Source organism: Candidatus Wallbacteria bacterium (assembly GCA_028687545.1).
GTDB lineage: Bacteria > Muiribacteriota > JAQTZZ01 > JAQTZZ01 > JAQTZZ01 > JAQTZZ01.
The window spans coordinates 20,999-42,060 of sequence record JAQTZZ010000015.1; the positions used below are offsets into that span (position 1 = coordinate 20,999).

Annotated in this window: 18 protein-coding genes; 5 read left to right on the plus strand and 13 right to left on the minus strand. The window is 49.2% G+C overall.

Annotated features, from left to right (window positions below):
- Positions 1-2 precede the first annotated feature (2 nt).
- Positions 3-992, minus strand: a complete 990-nt coding sequence (gene trpS / locus PHW04_08520; GenBank protein ID MDD2715921.1) for a tryptophan--tRNA ligase — start codon at positions 990-992, stop codon at positions 3-5.
- Between the two features lie 185 nt (positions 993-1,177).
- Here trpS and PHW04_08525 point away from each other — a divergent pair, with 185 nt between their 5' ends.
- The 3 genes from PHW04_08525 to PHW04_08535 all read left to right on the plus strand — a co-directional run bounded on the left by PHW04_08525 (position 1,178) and on the right by PHW04_08535 (position 5,645).
- A complete protein-coding gene (locus tag PHW04_08525) occupies positions 1,178-2,440 on the plus strand; it encodes a clostripain-related cysteine peptidase (protein MDD2715922.1) in 1,263 nt (420 codons plus the stop codon).
- 66 nt (positions 2,441-2,506) lie between these two features.
- Positions 2,507-4,555, plus strand: coding sequence for a diguanylate cyclase (locus PHW04_08530; protein ID MDD2715923.1), 2,049 nt, complete (start codon positions 2,507-2,509; stop codon positions 4,553-4,555).
- A 19-nt stretch (positions 4,556-4,574) separates the two neighbouring features.
- Positions 4,575-5,645, plus strand: coding sequence for a glycosyltransferase (locus PHW04_08535; protein MDD2715924.1), 1,071 nt, complete (start codon positions 4,575-4,577; stop codon positions 5,643-5,645).
- Positions 5,646-5,855: 210 nt separating this feature from the next.
- Here PHW04_08535 and PHW04_08540 read toward each other — a convergent pair whose 3' ends face one another.
- From PHW04_08540 to PHW04_08580, 9 genes are all read right to left on the minus strand, one after another.
- Positions 5,856-7,058, minus strand: a complete 1,203-nt coding sequence (locus PHW04_08540) for a clostripain-related cysteine peptidase (protein ID MDD2715925.1) — start codon at positions 7,056-7,058, stop codon at positions 5,856-5,858.
- 369 nt (positions 7,059-7,427) lie between these two features.
- Positions 7,428-8,045, minus strand: a complete 618-nt coding sequence (locus PHW04_08545; protein ID MDD2715926.1) for a hypothetical protein — start codon at positions 8,043-8,045, stop codon at positions 7,428-7,430.
- A gap of 158 nt (positions 8,046-8,203) precedes the next feature.
- Entirely contained in the window at positions 8,204-8,341 is a 138-nt protein-coding gene (locus PHW04_08550) for a hypothetical protein (GenBank protein MDD2715927.1), read from the minus strand.
- Between the two features lie 2 nt (positions 8,342-8,343).
- Positions 8,344-9,600 carry a GGDEF domain-containing protein gene (locus PHW04_08555; GenBank protein ID MDD2715928.1) on the minus strand — a complete coding sequence of 419 codons (1,257 nt, stop codon included), beginning with the start codon at positions 9,598-9,600 and terminating at the stop codon, positions 8,344-8,346.
- Positions 9,601-9,678: 78 nt separating this feature from the next.
- Positions 9,679-9,972: a hypothetical protein gene (locus PHW04_08560; GenBank protein ID MDD2715929.1), complete on the minus strand. Its 294-nt coding sequence runs from the start codon at positions 9,970-9,972 to the stop codon at positions 9,679-9,681.
- Positions 9,973-13,041, minus strand: a complete 3,069-nt coding sequence (locus PHW04_08565) for an efflux RND transporter permease subunit (protein MDD2715930.1) — start codon at positions 13,039-13,041, stop codon at positions 9,973-9,975.
- Entirely contained in the window at positions 13,038-14,144 is a 1,107-nt protein-coding gene (locus tag PHW04_08570) for an efflux RND transporter periplasmic adaptor subunit (protein ID MDD2715931.1), read from the minus strand. Before PHW04_08570 ends, PHW04_08565 begins: the two co-directional genes overlap by 4 nt.
- Positions 14,137-15,522, minus strand: a complete 1,386-nt coding sequence (locus PHW04_08575) for a TolC family protein (GenBank protein ID MDD2715932.1) — start codon at positions 15,520-15,522, stop codon at positions 14,137-14,139. Before PHW04_08575 ends, PHW04_08570 begins: the two co-directional genes overlap by 8 nt.
- The gene (locus tag PHW04_08580) at positions 15,510-16,103 is read right to left on the minus strand and encodes a TetR/AcrR family transcriptional regulator (protein MDD2715933.1); all 594 of its coding nucleotides are present in this window, start codon (positions 16,101-16,103) and stop codon (positions 15,510-15,512) included. The genes PHW04_08575 and PHW04_08580 overlap by 13 nt, the downstream gene beginning before the upstream one ends.
- A 225-nt stretch (positions 16,104-16,328) precedes the next feature.
- On the opposite strand from PHW04_08580, the gene PHW04_08585 reads away from it, so the two are divergent.
- The gene (locus tag PHW04_08585) at positions 16,329-16,493 is read left to right on the plus strand and encodes a hypothetical protein (GenBank protein MDD2715934.1); all 165 of its coding nucleotides are present in this window, start codon (positions 16,329-16,331) and stop codon (positions 16,491-16,493) included.
- Between the two features lie 7 nt (positions 16,494-16,500).
- Here PHW04_08585 and PHW04_08590 read toward each other — a convergent pair whose 3' ends face one another.
- The 3 genes from PHW04_08590 to PHW04_08600 all read right to left on the minus strand — a co-directional run bounded on the left by PHW04_08590 (position 16,501) and on the right by PHW04_08600 (position 20,054).
- Complete coding sequence (locus PHW04_08590) at positions 16,501-17,226, minus strand: pseudouridine synthase (protein MDD2715935.1); 726 nt, start codon at positions 17,224-17,226, stop codon at positions 16,501-16,503.
- An 11-nt stretch (positions 17,227-17,237) separates the two neighbouring features.
- A complete protein-coding gene (locus PHW04_08595; protein MDD2715936.1) occupies positions 17,238-18,662 on the minus strand; it encodes a glutamine synthetase beta-grasp domain-containing protein in 1,425 nt (474 codons plus the stop codon).
- Between the two features lie 114 nt (positions 18,663-18,776).
- Positions 18,777-20,054 (minus strand): rhomboid family intramembrane serine protease, encoded by a 1,278-nt coding sequence (locus PHW04_08600; GenBank protein MDD2715937.1) that lies wholly within the window; start codon positions 20,052-20,054, stop codon positions 18,777-18,779.
- A gap of 119 nt (positions 20,055-20,173) precedes the next feature.
- Here PHW04_08600 and PHW04_08605 point away from each other — a divergent pair, with 119 nt between their 5' ends.
- Positions 20,174-21,043 (plus strand): YitT family protein, encoded by an 870-nt coding sequence (locus PHW04_08605; protein MDD2715938.1) that lies wholly within the window; start codon positions 20,174-20,176, stop codon positions 21,041-21,043.
- Positions 21,044-21,062: the final 19 nt, after the last annotated feature.

A 21,062-nucleotide genomic window follows, 5' to 3' on the forward strand; every position in this document is an offset into this window, starting at 1 on the left:
AGTCAGACCTTAAATCCTATTTTCATGGCGTCCCTGACTTCAGCCAGAGTGGCTTCAGCAACAATCCGGGCTTTTTTGTTGCCAGCTTCGATTATTTCTCGGAGAAGAGCGGGATTTTCCATCAGTTTTTTGCGCCTGTCCCTGATCGGGGTGATGAAAGAGCTGATCATTTGATTGAGGTTTTTCTTGCATTGCACGCAGCCGATTTTAGCAGCGCGGCAATCGGCTTCGATGCCGGAAACCGCAGCACAGTTGAAAATTTTCTGATAGGAAAAAACTGAGCAGACTTCAGGATGCCCGAGGTCCGTTTTTTTGATCCTGGCCGGGTCAGTCACCATGTTTCTCACTTTTTCCCAGAGCTGGTCCTCTTCTTCGGAGAGCAAAATGGAGTTGTTGTAACTCTTGCTCATCTTGCGGCCGTCAAGGCCTAGCAGCAGCGGAATTTCGGTGAGTTTTTCCTTGGGCTCAACGAAAACCTCGCGGTTGAATAGGAAGTTGAAGCGTCTGACAATCTCGCGGGTCAGCTCCAGGTGGGGAAGCTGGTCCTTGCCGATCGGGACAGTGTCCGCTTTGTAGAGGATGATGTCAGTAGTCATGAGTACAGGATATCCCAGCAGTCCATAAGTGACATTCGGGCCGAGATCGAGCTGGGCGATCTGGTCCTTGTAAGTGGGGCAGCGCTCCAGCCAGGAAACCGGTGTTACCATGGAAAGCAGCAGATGCAGTTCCGAATGGGCAGGAACTGCAGACTGTAGAAAGATCACTGATTTCTGAGGGTCGATGCCGCAGGCCAGATAATCGAGCGCGAGGTCTACTGAATGGCAGCATACATCCTTTTTTTCAGCGTTTTCTGTGAGCGCGTGCAGGTCGGCGATTTCAAAGAAGCAGTCATATTCAGGCATCTGTTTAAGCCAGTTTTCAAGCGCACCGAAATAATGGCCTATGTGGAGCTTGCCGGTCGGTCTCATGCCCGAGAGGATTCTACCTTTCATCTATGGCTCCTGAAATTAATCTGGAAAAAAGTATATCAGAAAAGGGGGACTTATAAAACAAATAATCAAAGTCGCCAGTAAAATCAGTTCTGCTGAAGTATTTTGTAACAACAATGTAACTGGAAATATTGTGTTTTCAGCGGATATTTAAAACAGAGAGAACCAGATTCTGCAGGAGGGATTTTGTGAGAATTTTGAGCATATATTTTTTCCTGTTTTGGGCGGGGATTGTTTTTTCGAGCGAAAAAGAGTGGACATTCATGGTTTTCCTGAATGGGGATAATAATCTGGAATCATTTGCGATCCAGGATTTCAATGAAATGGAAAAAACAGGGTCAGGAGAAAATCTGAATCTTGTAGTTCAGTTTGACCGCTGTGAATGGTACGACGATTCAAACGGAAACTGGACAGACACCCGAAGGTATTATGTGGAAAAGGACAGCGATGAGAGTCTGATTTCATCTCCGGAACTGGAAAACCTGGGAGAAGTGGACATGGGGTCTTCTGAAGAACTGGTGAAATTTGTGGAATGGGCGAAAACAGAATATCCAGCCCGCCATTACTGTCTGGTGCTGTGGGATCATGGGGACGGCTGGAGAAATGAAGCTGAAAAAAGATATTCCTGTCTGCACAAGGGAATCTCAATTGACATCACCAGTTCATCCCGGATCGACACTCCGGCTCTGGGAGAGGCAGTGAAAAAGATCAGCGATGTTTTGGGGCAAAAGCTTGATCTGGTGGTTTTTGATGCCTGCCTGATGCAGATGATGGAAATTGCAGCCGAATTAGAGCGATCTGCGGCCATCATGATCGGTTCAGAGCACACTGAACCCGGGGAAGGAATACCGTATGACCGGATTCTTCCCGCCTTTCTGGAAGGCAAGTCAGCCCGTGAATGTTCAGTTTCGATAGTCAGGGAATACATCAATTTTTACAAAGAGCAGGCGCAGGAAAGTTATTCCGGCAACTGGTGGCTGGAAGCCACATATTCGGCGATTGATCTCGGTAAATACAAAGGTCTGCGGGAAGCAACAGATAGACTGGCTCAAGTGCTCTCGGATAATCTGCCTGAAGTGAAAGCTGAGATTCTGAAAGTGCAGCAGAAGGTGCAGAGATACGACATGAACGATTACATTGATTTATATCATTTCGCTTATCTGCTAAACGGCATCGGGAATCAGAAAATCAGGGACGCCTGTTCCGGGGTAATCGATTATTTCAAGGATTCCGGAATCGTGATTGCCAACGGGTACAATGAAACCCGGGTGAAAAATTCATATGGCATTGCCGTGTGGTTCCCTCTTTATACCAGGTATATCCCGAATTTTCCTGTTTCACTTCAGATCCCGTTCTCGGATGAATTTGCAGCCAGTTACGCAAGATTGAAGCTGGCGCAGGACGGCAGATGGGATGAAATGCTTGCCGCATATCATAAAAAAGCGGAATAACAATTTGTCATAACGGCCCTGAAATGTTAAAATCCTAAAAAAACAAACGGAAAAGTCAGGTTTTCTATGCAGAAGTCACTGGGCCTTAAAATCACGGCGCTCTTCCTGGGTCTGATCGTGCTGCCCCTGCTGGTGACATATTTCATTACTGATCAGGAAATCAAGAAGATCACGCGAGCGGAAAACAGGAATAAGCTGATGCTCGCATATCGCATGGTCAACAACTTCCTGGAATCCAGAAAATCCCAGATGCAGGTCAAGGTCAGAAATACGGCTGAAAAACTCAGCTACTGCGATACATTTGAGAACAGTCTCAAGAGCCTGCAAAAGGATAATGAATTTACGGGTGTAGTTCTTTTCGACGGCAGCAGTGAAATTTCTCTGGGAGAGAAAATCACACTGCCTGAGGGCCTCTCAAGCGCTCTGCTCAGGATGTCGGAGCTGGAGCAATGGAAAAGCCTGCTTCTCTGCTGCAGCGACTCCCTTCTCCTGGTCGGCGTCTCTCCGGTCACCAGAAGCGGCAAACCCAACGCCACACTTGTCTGTATTAACAGACTGGCTTCCGACTTTCTGGATCCATTTTTCGAAATCACCAAGATCCAGATCCTGATTTACAACCAGTCAGGAAAAGCGCTGGCTACTACTCTCTTCAGTTATTCCGGAACCAGGTATCTGGACGAGAAACTCGCTTCTGAGGTGAAATCAGAAGTGGATGCTCAAGGATTCGTAGTGAAATCCCGGAAAATCCTCAACGAGCGTTATCTGGCCGGTTTTGACAAGATGCAGATCACTGACGGCAGATTATACATTATGGCAGGATTGCCTGGCATCGCAATCAGCACCACAGACACCCTGCTTTTGAATCATCTTCTGCTGATTACCGCAGTAGCCATTACCCTTGCCATCATCGTGGCTTTCCTCCTCTCCAGAAACATAGTGGTGCCTCTGCGCATCTTCTCCCACACTGCCAGGACCATTGCTGACGGGAACTTTGACTGCCGCATCAAAATGCGCAGAAAAGACGAGATTGGAGTGCTGGTCTCGTCCTTCAATGAAATGGCGGGTAAACTAAAGGACAGCTACGATAACCTCAATCGTAAAATCTATGAAATCACAACTCTCTACAAGATCGCGCAGCTCGTGAATTTTGAAAACAACAGTGAGACTCTTCTGAAAAAAATACTGGCTGAAACATGTATTGCGCTCAAGTCCGAGAAAGCCTCCATCTATCTTTTAAATCCCCAGACCGATGAACTGGGGATGCGGATGGTGTTCGGAGTGCCTGAGGGGATGATCAAGCAGAGGGTTTTTCTGCACCTTGGTGAAGGAATCGCAGGCAAAGTCCTGAAGGAAGGTGAAGGGATCATCATCAACGAAGGCGAACATCACCCGCTGTTCAAAAAGCCGGAGAACACAGATGTCAAGTTCGAGATCCGGAATCTGATGTGCGTGCCCCTGAAAATGAAAGACAGCGCTTTCGGAGTGCTGAACGTCACCAACACCAAAGAAGCGAGCGTATACACAGAAAGCGATTTCAATCTGCTGACAGCGATCGCCTCGCAGGTTGCGATCAATATCGAGAACACCAAGTTGTACGAATTGTCAGTGACCGATGGGCTGACCCGGCTTCACGTTCATCGTTACATGCAGGTGAGGCTGGAAGAAGAGATGGTGCGGGCCAGGAGATACAAGCATCAGCTTTCCTTCCTGCTGATGGACATCGATTTTTTCAAGAAATTCAACGATACTTACGGCCATCAGACAGGCGACCTGGTACTGAAGGCTGTAGCTGAAGCGGTTAACATCACTGTCCGGCAGAATGTGGATATCACGGCCCGCTATGGAGGCGAGGAATTCGCTGTGATCGCCCCGGAATGCAACAGCACGGACGCAGTGAATCTCGCAGAACGCATCCGCAAGCGGATCGAGGAGACACCTCTCAAAACCAGCAGATACGGCGAACTGAAGATTACGCTCAGTATCGGAGTAGCCACTTATCCGGTCAACTCGCTGAGCAAGTCCGATCTGATCGCTGCAGCGGACGAAGCTTTGTACAAAGCCAAGCACGAAGGCAGGAACAGGGTCTGTCTGAGCACCGCCACTATCGACGGCTGAAAAACTACCGGAGATTCTATTGCATAGCCTTAACTATCTCGGCCTGCTGCGTTCAGTCGTCTCCTGGGCCAGGATCGGCAGGGAAATCTGTGCGTCCCTGAATCATCTCTGCGACCTTTCCATCGTGGAGCAGAAGGGACATCTGTACCAGCCTAACATCAAGCTGTCCCCGGAACTCGAAGCAGCGCTGAAAAAAGAACGGAATCTCGAAGCTGAACTTGCTTTCATCATGCCCCTTTTCTACGACAGGTTGGAAGCCAGGTTCAAGATCGGCGGCATGGTCTACGAGACGAGCGAGCTTCCAAAGCAATGGGTTGAGCGCATCAACAGGCATCTGAACCTGCTCTGGGTGCCCAATCAGTTCAACCGGAAACTCGCCGAGCGCTCAGGAGTTAAAATCCCGCTGCTGATAGCTCCATACGGGGTAAACAGGAAAAACTTCTACCCTCAGACTGCCCGGCCTGTGCGGGATAAATTTATTTTCGTGACTGTAGCCATGCCCCAGAAGCGGAAAGGGCTGCTGGAACTGATCAATTGTTTTTATCAGGCTTTTTCCGGCAGGGACGATGTGGAACTCAGAATCAAATTGCCTTACAGAACCGGCAAGTTCCATTTTGAGTACAGGGAAGGGGAGCTGGAGGCTAAAGTAAGGGACCACAGGGTCAAGATTATTGAAGAGCGGTTTCTGACTGACGACGGCTTGCGCGAATTTCTCTGGCAGGCTGATTGCTACGTGCAGCCCAGCCGCTCTGAAGGCTTGGGCATGGTGCTCCTGGAAGCCACAGCCTGCGGCCTGCCTGTAATCGCCTGCCCGTATGGCGGACCTGCAGAATTTCTGGGTCCTGAGAACTCATTCCTGATCGATTATGAACTGCGTGAAGCCGGAGAGATTCAATATGAGAACAGCTCGGCTACTGCAATCATTGCTGAACCGAAATGGGAAGAATTGACTCAGGCTTTGTGGAGCGCATCGCAGAACAGGGAACTCTGCTGCCAGAAAATGAGGAACGCGCAAGAAATGCTGCCGCATTTCGACTGGGACCTGACCGCAGGGAAACTGATAGCTGCAATCAATGGAGCTGATCGCTGAACTTATCTATCTTGGTTAAGTTATTTACTCGACTTTGGCAAATTTTCCAGATCATGCCGCTGAAACCCTTGTGGGGTGGCCAGGCGTAACTTATTTCTCGATCTGAGCCTTGCGAAGGAGAGAAAAAGTTATGCCAGGACAGGACCCGCCACAAATCGAGTTTTCCGAACAACCTTTGGCTGTACACCACAAAAATTTGCCAAACTCAAGTTATTTATAATACTCTTGCAGCAGCCTGTCCCAGCCTGAAGTTTTCGAAAAGGGAAGATCCTCATAAGATTTCAAGTATCTGTTTCCGGTTTCCGGGAAGTAGATCGACATCCCGGTAGCATCCTCGTTTTCATCGCCAACGTGGCCACCGTAGATTACAGCTTTGCCGTAATCAAAACGCGCGGCCTGGATCTTTTCCACAAGCACATCGTCTGAATTGCATCTTTTCTCAAGCAGCTGCAGGAAAAAACCAAGATCTATATAATCAGATTCAGAGAACCAGAGTGAATCATGCCTGGCTCCTGCAAGGGCAGTTTTAAATTTCCCCATGTTTCCAGTAAGTTCCAGGGCCAGATCCGCAATGGACGATTCCACGGCCCTGATCCGGCTTTCGTCGATCGCGGATTTGGTAACATCGTACCATTTGGCTGGATAGAAGGAGCAATATTTTTCTGCGAACAACAATGCCAGGTCGCGACCTCCGGCTTCCGGAGTGAGTGAGGAAAAAATTGAGCAGAGCGGGTCGCCGTCGTCCGGTTCGATCTCCTCGGAATATGCCAGATAATCTACGCTGTCCTTGAACTGATAAGCCACTTCCAGCATTCCCATCAGGCAGGCGTCGAAATCCAGCACATCGATTTTTTTACCTAGGCTGTCAGTAATCTCTGAAAATGCAGATTTCAGTTCTGCAAGAGTCAAAGTATCGCGGTCAGTGTCGTCGCTGCAGACATCGCGCGATTTCGGCGGATAAACATATGGCTTCCAGCCGTGGCCGTGGCCCCAGATGATCAGGCAGTATTTCTCTGCCGGGAACATGGCTGCATATTTTTTTACGAAGCCGGTGAGCGTAGCCGGATCTCCCATGTCCGGTTCTGCAATATCTTCCAGTACGGGTGAAATCACTGTGCCATCGTCCCCGACCTGTGTGGTGTCAGTATCTTTAATCACATGAAAGACTTTGCCGCCTGTCCAGTCGCCGTTGCTTGTGTTTTCCCCTGGAATGCGGTCCACGAGAGCCACCATGTCCATCCAGTCGTTTGATCCGACTTTCTCCAGCTGGTTCAGGCCGCGGAATGTTGCTCCTTCCAGGTTGCAGTCTCCGTTCATATAGACGAACACTGTCCAGGCCCTGCCCTCTGCAGACAGCTGTCCGGCCAACCGTAAAATGATCATGAAAATGATGATACTTCTCAGTTTAAGCATGATTCCCTCCCTGATTTACGTATTTCCATTATGTCCGGAATCAGCGCCTGTTCAAGTTACAATCTGCTGCGGCTCTTACGAACTTGTTCGTTAGAGCCGCACATCCACACTGCAAGTGTGGGAGCTGCGCTAAAAGCAGAAAACCCCTGGCGGGGTTTTCTGAGTAAACTTCACTATTTATTTGCTTTGGCAAATATTACTTTTTAAAACCTGCCAAATCCTTGTGGGGTGGCCAGGTGTAACTTTTTGGCGCACTGAGCGGAGCGAAGGAGAAAAAAAGTTGCACCAGGACAGGACCCGCCACTAATCAAAGCCTTTGTAAAACATTTGGCTGCACAACACTGAAATGTGCCAAAGTTAAATATTTTTTTATACTCCTGACAGCCAGTCTTCTTCAACCGGACCGTTGTGCTGATGATAATAACCATGCTGGTCGTAGTAACCATAATTGGTGTAATAGTGATATACGCCGTCCTGGCTGTAATACCCGGATTCGTAATATGAACTGGAGGGATGATAATTCGGGTAGTTTGGATTGTAAGGATAGTATGGGTGGAAGACACCATACTGATCGTAGTACCCACCCGGGTAATGTGGACCGTTTGGCCCGTTGAATACAGGCTCTGACTTGTAGCGGATCAGGCAGCAGTTGATCTGGGCTGCATCCGCTGCGACCGCGATCTTGATCTGCGAGATCTTCTTGTTCACCTGGATGGTGAACATCTGGTTGTCCCCGACCTCCATTGTCTTGTAAAGCTGGTTGTCGAAGTAAATCCCTGCCTGGGCAGTGCCGCCCGCATCGGTCCAGCTGATCCAGAGCGACTGTATTTCCCGGTTTGAATCAGCCTTCTCGATAAAAGTCTGACCTGGTTCGTACCAGTTGAACTGTGTTCCGTTCGCAGTGCTTCCAGTTGTCACGCCGGCGGACCAGACTGCGGTACTGCAGAGCAGTGCCAGCATTGAACAAATGATGATTCCTTTTTTCAAGTTCTCCTCCTTGAGCATTTAATGATTGAATCGTACCTGCTGAACTGGAGGAGAGCCAGTTACAATTTGCTGCGGCTCTTACGAACTTGTCCGTTAGAGCCGCACATCCACACTGCAGGTGTGGGTGCTGCATTCTCAGCTGTCTTTTCCGACCGGATTCACCAGGTCAGCACATTATAGACCAGGTATTTAAAGGTATTGGCGACAGTAGTGAGCATGCTTCCCGGTTTTTCTGAAGCCTTGGATTCACTGATTTCACTGGTGGCTGTGTACTGGGTTCTGATTTTTCTGTGCATGATTACCTCCGCACTTTTCTTTTTTCCATTTCCACTCGATTGCGACCCTTTTTCTTGGCTCTGTATAATGCAGCGTCCGCTGACTGCAGCACTTCATCCGGTTCGCTTGAAAAATCGGTACTTTGCGAGATGCCGATGCTGACAGTCAGGGAAACGCGTTTTCCATAATACTTCGGATTTTTAACCTGGGTCAGCATCAGGCTGCCGGATTCAATCTTCCTGCGCAGAGCTTCTGCCTCGTTTACCACATCCGTGATCCCCTGCCCGGGAGTGACTATCACGAATTCCTCGCCCCCATAGCGATATCCGGTTCCGAATCCGCAGTTTTTCACTGATTCTGCCACGAATTTCAGGACTTCATCGCCTGCCTGATGCCCGAATGTATCGTTGAAACTTTTGAAAAAGTCGATGTCCAGCATGCAGACCGAGTATTCACCTGATAATTTCTGGAGCGCCTCATCCAGGGCGCGGCGATTCAAAAGCCCAGTGAGCTGATCTGAAAAGACCCTGCCCCAGGTCAGGAAATACAGGCAGAAAAGCATGGTCAGGGCATTGATGGAAAAAATCAGTGCAGTGCGGTACAGGCAGATTTTACCGCCTGCCCAGGGTTTGTCGAAGTTCAGGGCTAGAAAAAGCAGGACTACCGTAAATGACAGGAAACGTCCGGTAGGATTCTGGGTTCTGATCTGGAGCACGATCAGTGTAAGGGCCGTGAAAATCGTCACCGCAGTAGCGATCAGGTTAGTATTGAGCCAGATGGCTTTCTGAGAAAAAACCGGATATTCTTTTAGAAAGTTAAGAATTGTTTCCTGCGAGCCCAGGAACAGACAGAGGAATCCTCCGAAACCTGAGACCAGAAGCAGCAGTTTGACGATCCCGGCACGGGTGAGTATGCCTCGTTCTCTTCCCAGAAAAAAGACCAGAATATTCAGGCAGAGCAGAACAGTCAGGCAGGCAAAAAAGGGTTCGAACAGCAGTCTGTTTCTAAAAAGATCACTTTTCCCGACCGCTTCCACGGCTATGAAATAACCGGCGGCAAGCGCGAGATTGATGAAAGTCACCTGACTTTTGTTGAAATTCCACCCTATCAGGGCTCCGGCCAGGAGAAGCAGATAAGGAAGTTTTAAAAAAAAATCCGACATGGAAGGGGAGAAGCGCTCTGGATTCAGGATTCTGGTGAAGGTTTCCGCATTCAGAAACAGGCTCAGAGCTCCGATCAGGAACAGTATCTGGATCAATCTGTTAATGCTCGTGGACACTGTAACAGCCCCCGGACAGTTATTGTATTCTATCGGTAGAATCCGGGGATATTTAAATTGAGTTGAGTCACTGTGGGATCAGATTATTTTCTCCAGCTCAAATCTGAAAAGCTTGGCCCCGTCATTTTTATACTCCTCTCTAAATCCGGCGAACTCTCCTTCGAATTCCTCCTGCTGAATCGGAGACAGGGCAATCAGAAACATCACGTTACGTCTCGGCCAGACATCGTCTCCATGATGATGACCTGAGGACATGCCGCTCCCTAAAACATCCGGCAATTCGGTATAAGAATTGATTTTCAATTTCTGTAAAATACCCACAAACTTTTCCCTCAGACCCTCATAAACCAGGATCAGATTCATTTTTTCCATCTATTTTTCCTCCTTTTCAGTAACATAGTAAATTCCCGGAATGATCAGCAGAGTGGTCACAGTGCTCACCAGCAGTCCCCCGATCATGGTAATACCGATCGGATTGAAGACTTCGGAACTGTCCCCATGACCTAAAGCGAGCGGCAGCATCCCGCAGATGGTGGCTAGGGAAGTGATCAGAATCGGGCGCAGCCTCCGCGCACCTGTCTCCACAATGGCTTCCTTGAGTTTCACTCCACGTTTCCTCATGAAACCGATGTAATCCACCAGCACAATCGCGTTTTTTACCACCACTCCCACCAGCATGATGATCCCGAAAAAGCTCATTATGTTCAGGGTGGTGCCGGTAATCAGGAGGGCAATGATCACTCCTGAAAGTGTGAAGGGCAGTGAAAACATGATTAAAAACGGGATTTTAAAGGACTCGAACTGGCCTGCCATCACCAGATAAACCAGGATGATTCCAACTATCAGAAGCATGGACAGATCGGTAAAGGATTTTTTTTGCTCCTCCACGTCTCCGCTGTAATTGATGCGGATCGTAGCCGGGAGATTCAGCTTTGCCATCCCTGATTTCACGTCAGTCAGCACTGCAGACAGTGGCCGTCCGTATGTGCCGGACATGACACGCACCATTTTTTCCTGGTCCTTGCGCATGATTTCAGTGGGGGCAGCTGCAAACTCGATCTGCGCCACTTCAGAGAGCGGCACCAGTTCCCCGGACATTGAGGTAATGTATATTTTTTTCAATGAATCAAGATCTTCCTTAGCTGCTTCAGGGAGAGTCAGGAAAATGTCGAATTCCTCGCCCTGTTCGCGGAAAATGGAGACCTTCTTCCCGTAGAAAAAATCGCGGATCGTCTTCCCGGCCAGTGCGGGATTGACTTTCTTGCGCTGGGCAAGCTCCCGATTCAGCCGCACTACCAGTTCGGGTCTGGGCGGGTCGAATGATTTCACCACGCTGCTGGTGCCAGGGACTTTTTTCATCATTTCAAAGACAGATTCTGCCGCCGTTGTAAGTTCGTTGAAATCCGGGCCATACAGTTCCACAGTCACCGGCTTGGCTCCGCCGAACAAAAGCAGCATCAGCAGATCACCGGCATTGACCGTGACGCTGGAAAAGGCAGGGCAGCGTTTTTTCAGTTCATCCCCGATTGCTTTGCCGACCTCCTGCACGCTCCTTTTCCGCTTCGATTTCTCCACAAGGGATGCATAACAGATGAAGCTTTCCTTGCCCTCTTTCATTCCTACAATGGCGCCCTTGGCGTCCTTGCTCTGCCCATAGCGGATCGCCATGGCTTTCACTTCAGGGGCAACCTCCCGTATGATATCCGCCACCAGCACTGAATAACGGTCGGTTTCTTCCAGCCTGGTTCCGGCGTCAAGATCCGCCTGGATCTGCATTTCCCCCTGGTCCACCAGGGGCATGAACTCGGAATTCAGGAGTGGAAACAGGCAGAGGCTTCCCAGAAAAATCAGCAGCATCACTGTAAGAAAAGCCTTTGGCCTGGAAAGCACAGATCTGATCAGCCCGCGGTAGAAATCCTCCATTTTCTTCAGCCATTTTTCAGTTTTTTGATAAAAATCACCGGTAGGCAGAGTCATGAAGCGTGAGGTAAGCATGGGGGTCAATGTGACTGAAGTCAGCCAGGAAGCCATGATAGTGAACCCCACGATCAAGGCCAGTTCCTTGAAAAATATCGCTGAAATTCCACCCACAAAAAAGAGAGGGAAGAATACTACTGCCGTGGTAAGCGCAGAAGCGAGCACTGCAGCCCAGACCTCCCAGGTACCGTAAATGGAGGAGAATTCCCTGCTTTCTCCGCTTTCCATATGCCTCTGGATGTTTTCCAGAACGACAACTGCATCGTCCACCATCATCCCGATCACGATGCTGATCGACATCAGGGAAATCAGATTGATCGTGCTGCCCGAAAGATAAAGCACCACAAACGCCCAGATCAGGGAAACAGGCAGGGTCACCATGATGATCAGGCTGGCGGAAATCTGCCGCAGAAACAGGAAGGTCACAAGCGCTACCAGGAATGCGCCCAGCAGGACGGCCTCGCTCAGAGTGTTGATTGAATTCCGGATGGATTTCGAGTTATCCGAAACTACATCGATTTCCGTGCCTGCCGGAAGTCTGGTTTTCAGCTCAGCGATACGTTTCATCACCGCATCCACCACAGTCACAGTATTGGCGCCGGACTGCTTCTGCACGAACAGGATCAAAGATGGTTTGCCAGAGCCTCCCCGGCTCAACGCGGTTTTTTCTTCGAACCCATCATAGATTTTAGCCACATCCTCCAGATAAACCGCTTTGCCGTCCCGCTCAGCCAGGATCACCCGTTTGAGTTCTTTCAGATTCTCGATTCTGCCGGCCAGCCTCAGGTTGTAAGAATACTTGCCTGAATTCAGGGTCCCTGCCGGGACATCAAGATTGGATAAGGCAGTCATCTGCGAAATCTGATCCAGGCTGAGCCCATAAAAACGCAGCCGTTCCGGATCCACCTCGATCCGGATTTCGCGTTTGCGGAAACCTTCCACTGTACAGGCTCCCACGCCAGGCAATTTTTTCAGCTCCCTGCCGATGATTTTATCCGCTGTAAAATAAAGGTCTTCCGGGTAATGATCAGTGGACAGCGAAATCAGCAGGATGGGAAGCGAGGAAGTGCTGAATTTATAGACAACGCTTTTTTCCGCATCCTCAGGCAGGTTGGTTTTGGCCATTTCCAGCTGCTGGCGGATATCATTGGCTGCTTCGTCCAGATTAGTTCCCCATTCGAACTGGCACGTGATCATCGAGACATTGTCCTTGGACTTGCTGGTGATGTGATTCAGATTGTTCACACTGGCCAGCTTTTCCTCGATGTAGCGGGTGACATTGTTTTCCACGTCCTGGGCATTGGCACCCGGGTAAATAGTAATCACCGACAGGGAAGGCACGTCCAGTGAGGGGAACATGTCAATGGGAAGCTTGTACAAGCAGATACTGCCGAGGATCAGCACTATCAGATAGAAAACAGTCACTCCGACAGGACGCTTGACGGAAATTCCGGCTAAACTCATTTTTCCTCCGCGATCTCGCAGTCCATTCCGTGAATCAGCTTGTTCTTGCCTTCAGTGACAATCCAATCTCCTGATTCAATGCCCTCAGCAATTTCGATCCATTTCCCCTCGACAGTCCCGGTTTTCACTTTCTGCTCGATTGCCTTGCCGTCCTTGATCTTGAAAATAAAACTGTCTGCAATGCCCACTTTTTTGAAGATTGAAGACAGCGGAACCACAACCGCTTCCTTTGTTTCCAGAATTAAAGTTCCTGCGAGAAACATCCCTCCGGTAAGAGCTTCGTTCCGGTTTTCCGTTTGACCTTCCAGCGTGAATTCACCTGTTCTGGAGTTCACCTTGGGATTGATCGAAGTGATCACAAATTCAAACTCCTGCTCAGGATATGCAGGAGTGCGCATTTCCGCGACCTGACCCACTTTTATCTTCGGCAGAAAGGATTCAGGAAGCCCGAATCTGACTTTGACAGGCGAGATCTGCTCCAGGATCAGGACCGCTTTGCCGGAGGAGAGAATCTCACCTTCCTCTTTCAGTTTTCCGCTGACAATTCCATCAAAAGGTGCACAGATTCTGGTATCTGCCAATTGGATATCCATCAGTGTTTTGTAAGAGCGGGCACTGTCTTCTTCGGCCAGCATTTTTCTGGCACCCTGAAAAGCCGCTTCAGCGACGGATAGCGCTGTTTCTGCTTTTTCCAGATTCTGCTTGGTGGCAGCTTTGACGTCATAGAGAGTTTTTACCCTTTGATACTCACTGCGTACGTTTTTATAGGTGGCTTCAGCCTGGACCAGGGCATTTTTCCTGGCTGAGGCCATTTCAAGGGCTGCTCCGGCCTGAGTGACCTGCAGGTTGCGCTCCGTGGTGTCCAGTAAAAACAGGGGATCTCCCAGTTTCACTTTCTGCCCTTCGGAAACCAGTATTTTATCCAGCTTTCCTCCGATTTTGGGTGCAATTTCTGCCGAACGGACAGGTTCCACGCTGGAGCTGACAGGTAATTTATTGGTCAGCAGCATTTTTTGCGCTTTCTGTCCCAGAACCTTTTCCGCTGCTGAAGAGATGAGAACTCCGGAAAAAACCAGCAGCAAAAAAACAGTCTTTTTATTCATCGCATCCTCCCAAAGTGTTGAGTTTATCCGGGAACATTTTTTCCAGTTTTCCAATTGACTTCATGAATCTGTAATAAGCCAGATAACAATCATATTCTGTGGAAAACAAATCCGTTTCAGCCTTGTTCAGCTCAAGCTGCGCATCAAGGTAATTGCTGTTATTGACTGCTCCGCCTTTGTACTGAGCTGTTACCACGCTGAGATTCTTTTTTGCCGCAGCCACTTCGGATTTCCCGCATTCCAGCTGGGAGCGGAATTTCAGCAGATTGAAGAAATCGCTGCGGATCATGAGCGTAAGCCCTGATTTAACGTCCTGTTCCTGGAATGAAACTGCCCTGGCCTGTTCATGCAGGGCTTTGGATTTGTGCCCTGATCTGCCGCCGTCGAAGAATTTCCAGTTCAAAACCCAGGTATAGGAATAACCGCCATCATGTTCGGACAGTTCGGTGCCGCTGTGGTTTTCATACTGCAGGAATACCTGGGGATAATTATCCGCCCGCTCCGCTTTTTCGGCTTCGGCGAGCATTCTGCGGTTAAAGGAAATTAGCTTGAGTTCAGGGCGTATCCCGGCATAAGAAACGAATCCGTCCGGAGATTCAGGCAGCAGATTTACCAGGATGCTGATTTCTGCTGTAGTTTCAGCGGAATCGGCAGAGAAGCCGCAGCCAACCAGCCGGTCATTCTCCATCAGTCTGAATTTTTTATCAGTCCCAAGGTTTTTGATCAGGGCAGCCAGCGCCAGATTGCGCCCATTTTTCACTTCAATCAGGTTTTTTCTGAGTTCAGCCAGCCTGACATCCACCCTCAGAAGATCAGATTCCAAAGCAGCACCGTTTTCCACGGCCTTTTCCACGTCATGGCGGTGCGAATTCACGGTTTCTATCGCTTCCCGGATCACGGTTTCCAGCCGTGCAGCCTTCAGATAGCCCAGATAATTCTCAGATACCTGAAGGATTATTTTTTCTCTGGTGAGCACTGCTGAAAATTCAGCAACATTCCTGGCGAGGTCAGCTGCCTTGATCCCTGCTTGGATTTTCCCCCCCATATAAAGAGGCCAGTTGAGCACCAGCTTATCCAGATCGATTCGTTCGTCTGTGATAGCAGCATGCATAGGGCCGACTGAGAGTTCCATCGGACTGTCCAGTCTGGTTGAGCTTTTCCGAGCGGAAATCTCCGGCAGATTCAGACCCAGGGCCGCCTTATAATCCTCATCCGCTTTCCCAAGCAAAGCCTGGGAGGCATTTATTTCCGGATTATTGCAAAGAGCGATGCTCACGGCTTCATTAAGACTGACTGCTACGGTGTCCGAAAAAGCGGTTCCTGCTCCCCAGGATGTGGCGCTGAAAAAAATCATAAAAGCCAGAATCAGAGTTTCCATGTTTTGATTCCTTTCTCAGTCAGAAGACCGATAGAGATAAATTGATGAATGTCATTAAAAACATTTTTTGTCATTTTTATACCCAATCTGATTTCCCGATACAGGAAGATATTGAAGATGCCCAGGATTGATAAAAGTACGGTTTCAGGCTTGACCGGACGAATCAGCCCTTCCCTGACTTTATCTTCGATCAGATCCACCAGTGAGTGCATTTCTTTAAGATAGAAATCAAAAAAATCGTGGAGCAGCTGTGAGTTTATTTCATTGATCAGGATGAATGTTTCCTTCCTTTCCCGGAAAAAATCGAAATAGTGCTTCATTACGGCAGTGTAAGTTCCTGAAAAGTCATTTTCATAATTCCTGGTGACCGCACGCAGACTAACTCTAAGTTCAGTGATCAATATCTGGAAAATCGATCTGAGGATTTCTTCCTTGGAGTTATAGTAGCGGTAGATCGTGCCTTTTCCCACCCCGGCATCGGCCGCTATTTCATCAACCGTAGCCCGCTCAAAACCGTCGCGGGCGAAAATCTTCACCGCGCTCTCCATGATTCTTTTTTCTTTCAAAAAGTCTTTTTTCATCTAACCTCCCGACAGACGAGCGGACCCGCCCTGCTTTCCCGATCTATATCCAACCACCAGTTCTAGCGGACGGACCAGTCCGTCCGATATAATCTTACAATTGAATCTACGGATTGTCTACAAAATAAATTATTACCACCAGACCCTGATCCGGGAGTCAGTTGAGGGAAAAAATGCCGATAAAAAATGAGGATCTCTGTAAATTGATTGCCAGTAGGAGATTTTATGTCAGAGAAAAGCGAAATCACGATCAGGCTTGATCCGGAAAAGCTGCTGAAAAGAAAGCGCAGGGAAAACGAGCACCTGAAGCCGTCGAGCGGACATAAACTTAAAAAGAAGTATCAGAGGCACGATAAGCACAGGAAAGATATTCCTGATGATGATGACTAGTGGACCCCTACCTGGTCAATCCGGTGGATTTCAACAGTCTTTCGATCTCAATCAGGGTGAGATGCCTGAATCTGCCTGGTTCCAGACCGCCCAGTGTGAAAAAGGCGAAACCTGTTCTGACGATTTTTTCCACAGGAGTCCCGATCCCTTCACACATCAGTTTAACCTGATGATATTTTCCCTCTGAGATTTTCAGCTCCAGCCAACAGGTTGACTGGTTTTTTTCGATGATCTTGATCTGTGCCGGCTGGGCCTTGAATTCAGGCAGTCCGATCCCACGCCTGATCTTGTCCAGGTCTTCCTCCCTGGGATGTCCTGTCACCCTGACCTGATAGGTTTTTAGAGCCTTGTAGCGGGGGTGGATCAGCCGGTTGGCGAGTTCTCCGTGATTAGTAAGGAAAATCAGCCCTTCCGCGTCGAAATCGAGTCTTCCTACCGGGAAAACCCTCTGTTTCACAGGTCTCAGGCAGTCCATGATCGTCGGCCTCCCACGCGGATCGTCGAGAGTGGTGAGCATATTGCGGGGTTTGTATAAAAGCAGATAGACGAAGTCCTGGAATTCCAGCTTTTTTCCGTCAACGGAAATTACATTTACTGAAGGATCAGCCTTGCAGCCCTGCTCAGTGACAGCCAGGCCGTCGACAGTAACTTTACCTTCAGCGATCAGTTCTTCAGCTCTACGCCTTGAACAGACTCCGGCGCGGGAAATGATTTTCTGCAGGCGTTCAATCATGGTGGTCGGGGTTAAAAATTATGGTACAGATATATTTCGTAGGGGTGAATCCTTTCCATCACATCCTGGTATTCCCTGAGCTTCATGTCTATCCAGAGCTTTAGAAAATCCTCTGTGAAGACAGGCAGCAGGTATTCGTGGTCGTTTTTCAGGGCTTCCAGTGATTGCAGCATGGTCGTAGGGAGGGATCCGATCAGATTTGTTTCCTCTTCCGGAAGTTCGAAGACATTCTTGTCGATCGGTCCGTAATTGTAATCTGCAGGTACCAGCTTCTGTTTGATCCCGTCGATGCCTGAAAGCAGCATGGCAGGAATTGCAAGATATGGGTTGGAGGTGGCATCTGAGGCTCTGAATTCCACGCTGAGCTTTTCTGTTCCCAGGCCGTATTTAGGCAATCTGATGATTGCTGAGCGGTTGCCGGAACTGAAGAATTTTTTCACGGGTGCTTCGAAACCAGGCACCAGCCGTTTGTAGGAATTTGTGGAAGGGTTGGTAAAAGCCAGCATGGAATCTGCGTGAAAGAGCAGACCGCTTATATAACTCAGAGCGTCTTTGGTCAATGTGCCGTAGCCTGTGTCATGGGCTGCCTTGCCAGAAGGTTTATTGAAGATATTTTTCCCGCCGGATTTAAGATATTGGTGGAAATGCAGTCCTGACCCTGCTTCTTTGTAAATGGGTTTTGGGATGAAACTGGCGAGCAGATTGCACTGGTCAGCCAGGTTACGCACGAAATACTTGCCCAGAATGATGTTGTCGGCTGTCTTGAGCAGCGGAGCATAGTTCAATTCGATCTCGCACTGGCCCCGTGAGCCGACTTCATGATGGTGATATTTAATCGGGATCGACGCATATTCCTTCATGTATTTGCAGGCCAGGTTCCTCACCATGGTGGCGCGGTCTTCAGGAGGTGCGGCTTCGTAAGCCTTCTGCTTGAGCAGGTATTTCTCGATCGTCTTGAAGCGGAACGGCTCGTCGCCTTCTGTGGTAGGGTCGATGCTCTGGACCTCTGAAAAAAGGTAGAATTCAAGTTCAGGCAGCCAGAAGCTCTCTGCTTTCAAGGTTTTTTCCAAGTAATCTGCGGCTTTTTTCGTCATGCTGCGCGGGTCCAGGGGATAGGGCTTTTTGGTGTCAGCCTCGCAGACTCCGCAGATGAAAGAGAGTACCTGGATGCCTTCTTCCGGATCAGACTGGAATGGATCGCGGAAGCCCGTGGAAAGATCCGGGATCAGGCACATGTCGCCGCATTCCACAGTCTTGAAAAATGAGGCTGAAGAACCATCGAATCCAACTCCGTTTTTCAGCGTATCTTCTGAAAAATAGTCGGTCGGCAGGGTGACATGATGCAGCCTGCCAGGCACGTCGATGTATTTGAGGTCAATGAAATTGATCTGGTGTTTCTCGATGTAACGCTTGGTTTCGTCGAAATCTTTGAACATTAATCCCCCTTGGCGGAAAAGTGAATGAATCAGATCCTGAAAGTTTAACATTTTGTTGGAAGTATTCCAAGGAGAGGGGTCGCTTTAAAATCGACCCGACTTTGTAAATCACAGCTATCCCTTTTTCTGAAGTTCTTTGGATTTATACGGCAGGAAATAATCAAGCAGCAGCCATCCGGCGGCGAATCCCCCCAGATGGCAGGCCAGGCTCAGCGGAGCAGGGATATCATAGAAAAAGGCCATCATGATGTTGCTCAGCACCCAGAAGCCCAGGTATTGAGGCATGGTGATCTTGACCGGGAAAACGAAAATATTCTGAAAAAGCCTGGATTTAGGGAACAATTTCCAGTAACTCGCGAGCAGTCCGCTCGCGATCCCGCCTGCACCGACCAGCGGAATCAGAGCTGATGTAATCTCAGGTATTGCTACTTTGCCTGGAATTACTGCCACACCTGCTTCAGGCAGGCTGCCGAAAAAGTAGAAGAAAATGCAATGCAGAAAACCGGCTGCCGCAGCCAGAGTCAGGTAAAAACTGATGAACAGCAGGGAACCTTTCTGCCTGCCGTGGTCCATGAAGACATCATATACATTGTCGCCGAAGATCCAGATGATGTACATGTTGATCAGGGCGTTGCCCAGGCTCGGGTGCAGGAAGGAATAAGTCAGGAGCCTGATCAGACCGAAAAAGCTCAACTGCTCCGCAGGAACTGCACCGTAAGTATAGAAGACCATGCTGACGGTCTGGGAAGGCAGCAGATAGAGCACTATCGAGACCAGCATGTTGATCCCCACCAGGAACAGCAGCCAGTCAGGAAACAGTTTTCTGGGATTGTAGACTTCCACAGGCGACTGGGTGAGCAGGCAGAAAAAATAGATCCCCATGGAGATTTCCAGGCCTTCAGCGGAGCGTTCGCAGTCGAAAGACCTGTAATGCCTGAGAATCGGGTAATCGAAACCGTTGCTGTGCTCGAATACCGGGAGAGGCCTGAAAAAACTCGGTGTGCGGGACTGCAGATACTTTTCCAGTGTGAAGAGCTGTTCCAGCTCTACTTTATCGAGAAAGAATCCTCTGCATTCCTCGCAATGTTCGATCAGCACCTGAAAACGGTTTTTTCTGTATTCGAGCAGCGTCATTTTGCCGTGGCAGACAGGACAGGCATGTCCTTCACCTTTGCGGACAAGGCGTGAAAGCATGCGGTCATAGTCGAACTGTTTGCCGAGGGCGGCTTTCAATTCTCCCGAATCGTACCAGATCCCATCGCAGACAGGGCATTCATCAACAGGTATTGTCCCTATCTTCCGCGATTTCATGACCTTGTGTTCGCACTTCGGGCATTCCAGCACGCGTTCAGCTGGAAATATGTTCGTGTGAGTCTGCCTTTGTTCGTTCATCAATTACATTTTAGCATATCTAAAAAGCAAGTATGAAACGCCAGTCCTCCGCCGGGTAAAAGACATGCCAGGGCATGCCTCTACTTGAATTGAACACCGGGCGGATGTAAGATACTCACATGAAAAAAATTGACCTGAGGCGCAATTTTCTGAGTTTTGCAGCGATCATGATCGGAGCCGCGATCTCGGCACTTGGCCTGGTTTTCTTCCTGATCCCCTGCAAGATAGTGGCCGGGGGAGTCTCAGGCATAGCTACAGTCATCTATTACATGTCAGGCAGGCATTTCCCGGTGGGCGTTTCCATGATCTTCATGAACGTCTTCCTGATCCTGCTGCAGGCGAAGCTGATCGGCGGCAAATCCTCTATGAAGACTGTGTTCGTGATCCTGTTACAGCCCGTTTTCATCGATGTGATGATGAAGATCACAGAAAACAAGGGGTTGACCGCTGACCCGATGCTGGCCTGCCTGTTCGGAGGCGTGCTCTGCGGGATCGGGATCGGAATTGTCTTCAAGTTCGGCGGGACTACAGGCGGCACAGATATCGTAGCCCAGATAATCTCAAAATACATGCGCTTTTCTGTGGGTGTTTCCCTGACCATGACGGATTTCACAATTTCGCTGATCTCAGGAGCGATCCTTGGCAAGATCGAACTTTCCCTATACGGCATCATAACCATTTTCTTCACTTCCAAGATCATCGACGCTGTGCAGCATGGATTTTCATATTCCAAAGTGGTGTTCGTGATTTCCGAACAGTATATGTTCATCGCCGAAGAAGTGATGGGCGAACTGGGACGCGGAGTTACCCTGATCGATGCCACAGGCATGTTCACTGACCGGCCCCACAAGATGCTGATGATCGTGGTCAACCGGCGGCAGCTGTATGATGTGAAGGAATTCGTGCGGGACATTGATCCGCACGCCTTCATGATCGTCTGCGACGCCCATGAAGTGCTGGGCCTGGGATTCCAGAAGATCGAAGAGTAACTTGTCGATTCAGTAGAGT

What these genes read in the sequence shown, in the direction of transcription:
- PHW04_08605 (MDD2715938.1), top strand. Translation starts at nt 20,174, where the DNA reads ATGAAAAAAATTGACCTGAGGCGCAATTTTCTGAGTTTTGCAGCGATC.
- PHW04_08570 (MDD2715931.1), bottom strand. Translation starts at nt 14,144, where the DNA reads ATGAATAAAAAGACTGTTTTTTTGCTGCTGGTTTTTTCCGGAGTTCTC.
- PHW04_08540 (MDD2715925.1), bottom strand. Translation starts at nt 7,058, where the DNA reads ATGCTTAAACTGAGAAGTATCATCATTTTCATGATCATTTTACGGTTG.
- PHW04_08585 (MDD2715934.1), top strand. Translation starts at nt 16,329, where the DNA reads ATGTCAGAGAAAAGCGAAATCACGATCAGGCTTGATCCGGAAAAGCTG.
- PHW04_08580 (MDD2715933.1), bottom strand. Translation starts at nt 16,103, where the DNA reads ATGAAAAAAGACTTTTTGAAAGAAAAAAGAATCATGGAGAGCGCGGTG.
- PHW04_08550 (MDD2715927.1), bottom strand. Translation starts at nt 8,341, where the DNA reads ATGCACAGAAAAATCAGAACCCAGTACACAGCCACCAGTGAAATCAGT.
- PHW04_08590 (MDD2715935.1), bottom strand. Translation starts at nt 17,226, where the DNA reads ATGATTGAACGCCTGCAGAAAATCATTTCCCGCGCCGGAGTCTGTTCA.
- PHW04_08600 (MDD2715937.1), bottom strand. Translation starts at nt 20,054, where the DNA reads ATGAACGAACAAAGGCAGACTCACACGAACATATTTCCAGCTGAACGC.
- PHW04_08530 (MDD2715923.1), top strand. Translation starts at nt 2,507, where the DNA reads ATGCAGAAGTCACTGGGCCTTAAAATCACGGCGCTCTTCCTGGGTCTG.
- PHW04_08575 (MDD2715932.1), bottom strand. Translation starts at nt 15,522, where the DNA reads ATGGAAACTCTGATTCTGGCTTTTATGATTTTTTTCAGCGCCACATCC.
- PHW04_08560 (MDD2715929.1), bottom strand. Translation starts at nt 9,972, where the DNA reads ATGGAAAAAATGAATCTGATCCTGGTTTATGAGGGTCTGAGGGAAAAG.
- trpS (MDD2715921.1), bottom strand. Translation starts at nt 992, where the DNA reads ATGAAAGGTAGAATCCTCTCGGGCATGAGACCGACCGGCAAGCTCCAC.
- PHW04_08565 (MDD2715930.1), bottom strand. Translation starts at nt 13,041, where the DNA reads ATGAGTTTAGCCGGAATTTCCGTCAAGCGTCCTGTCGGAGTGACTGTT.
- PHW04_08595 (MDD2715936.1), bottom strand. Translation starts at nt 18,662, where the DNA reads ATGTTCAAAGATTTCGACGAAACCAAGCGTTACATCGAGAAACACCAG.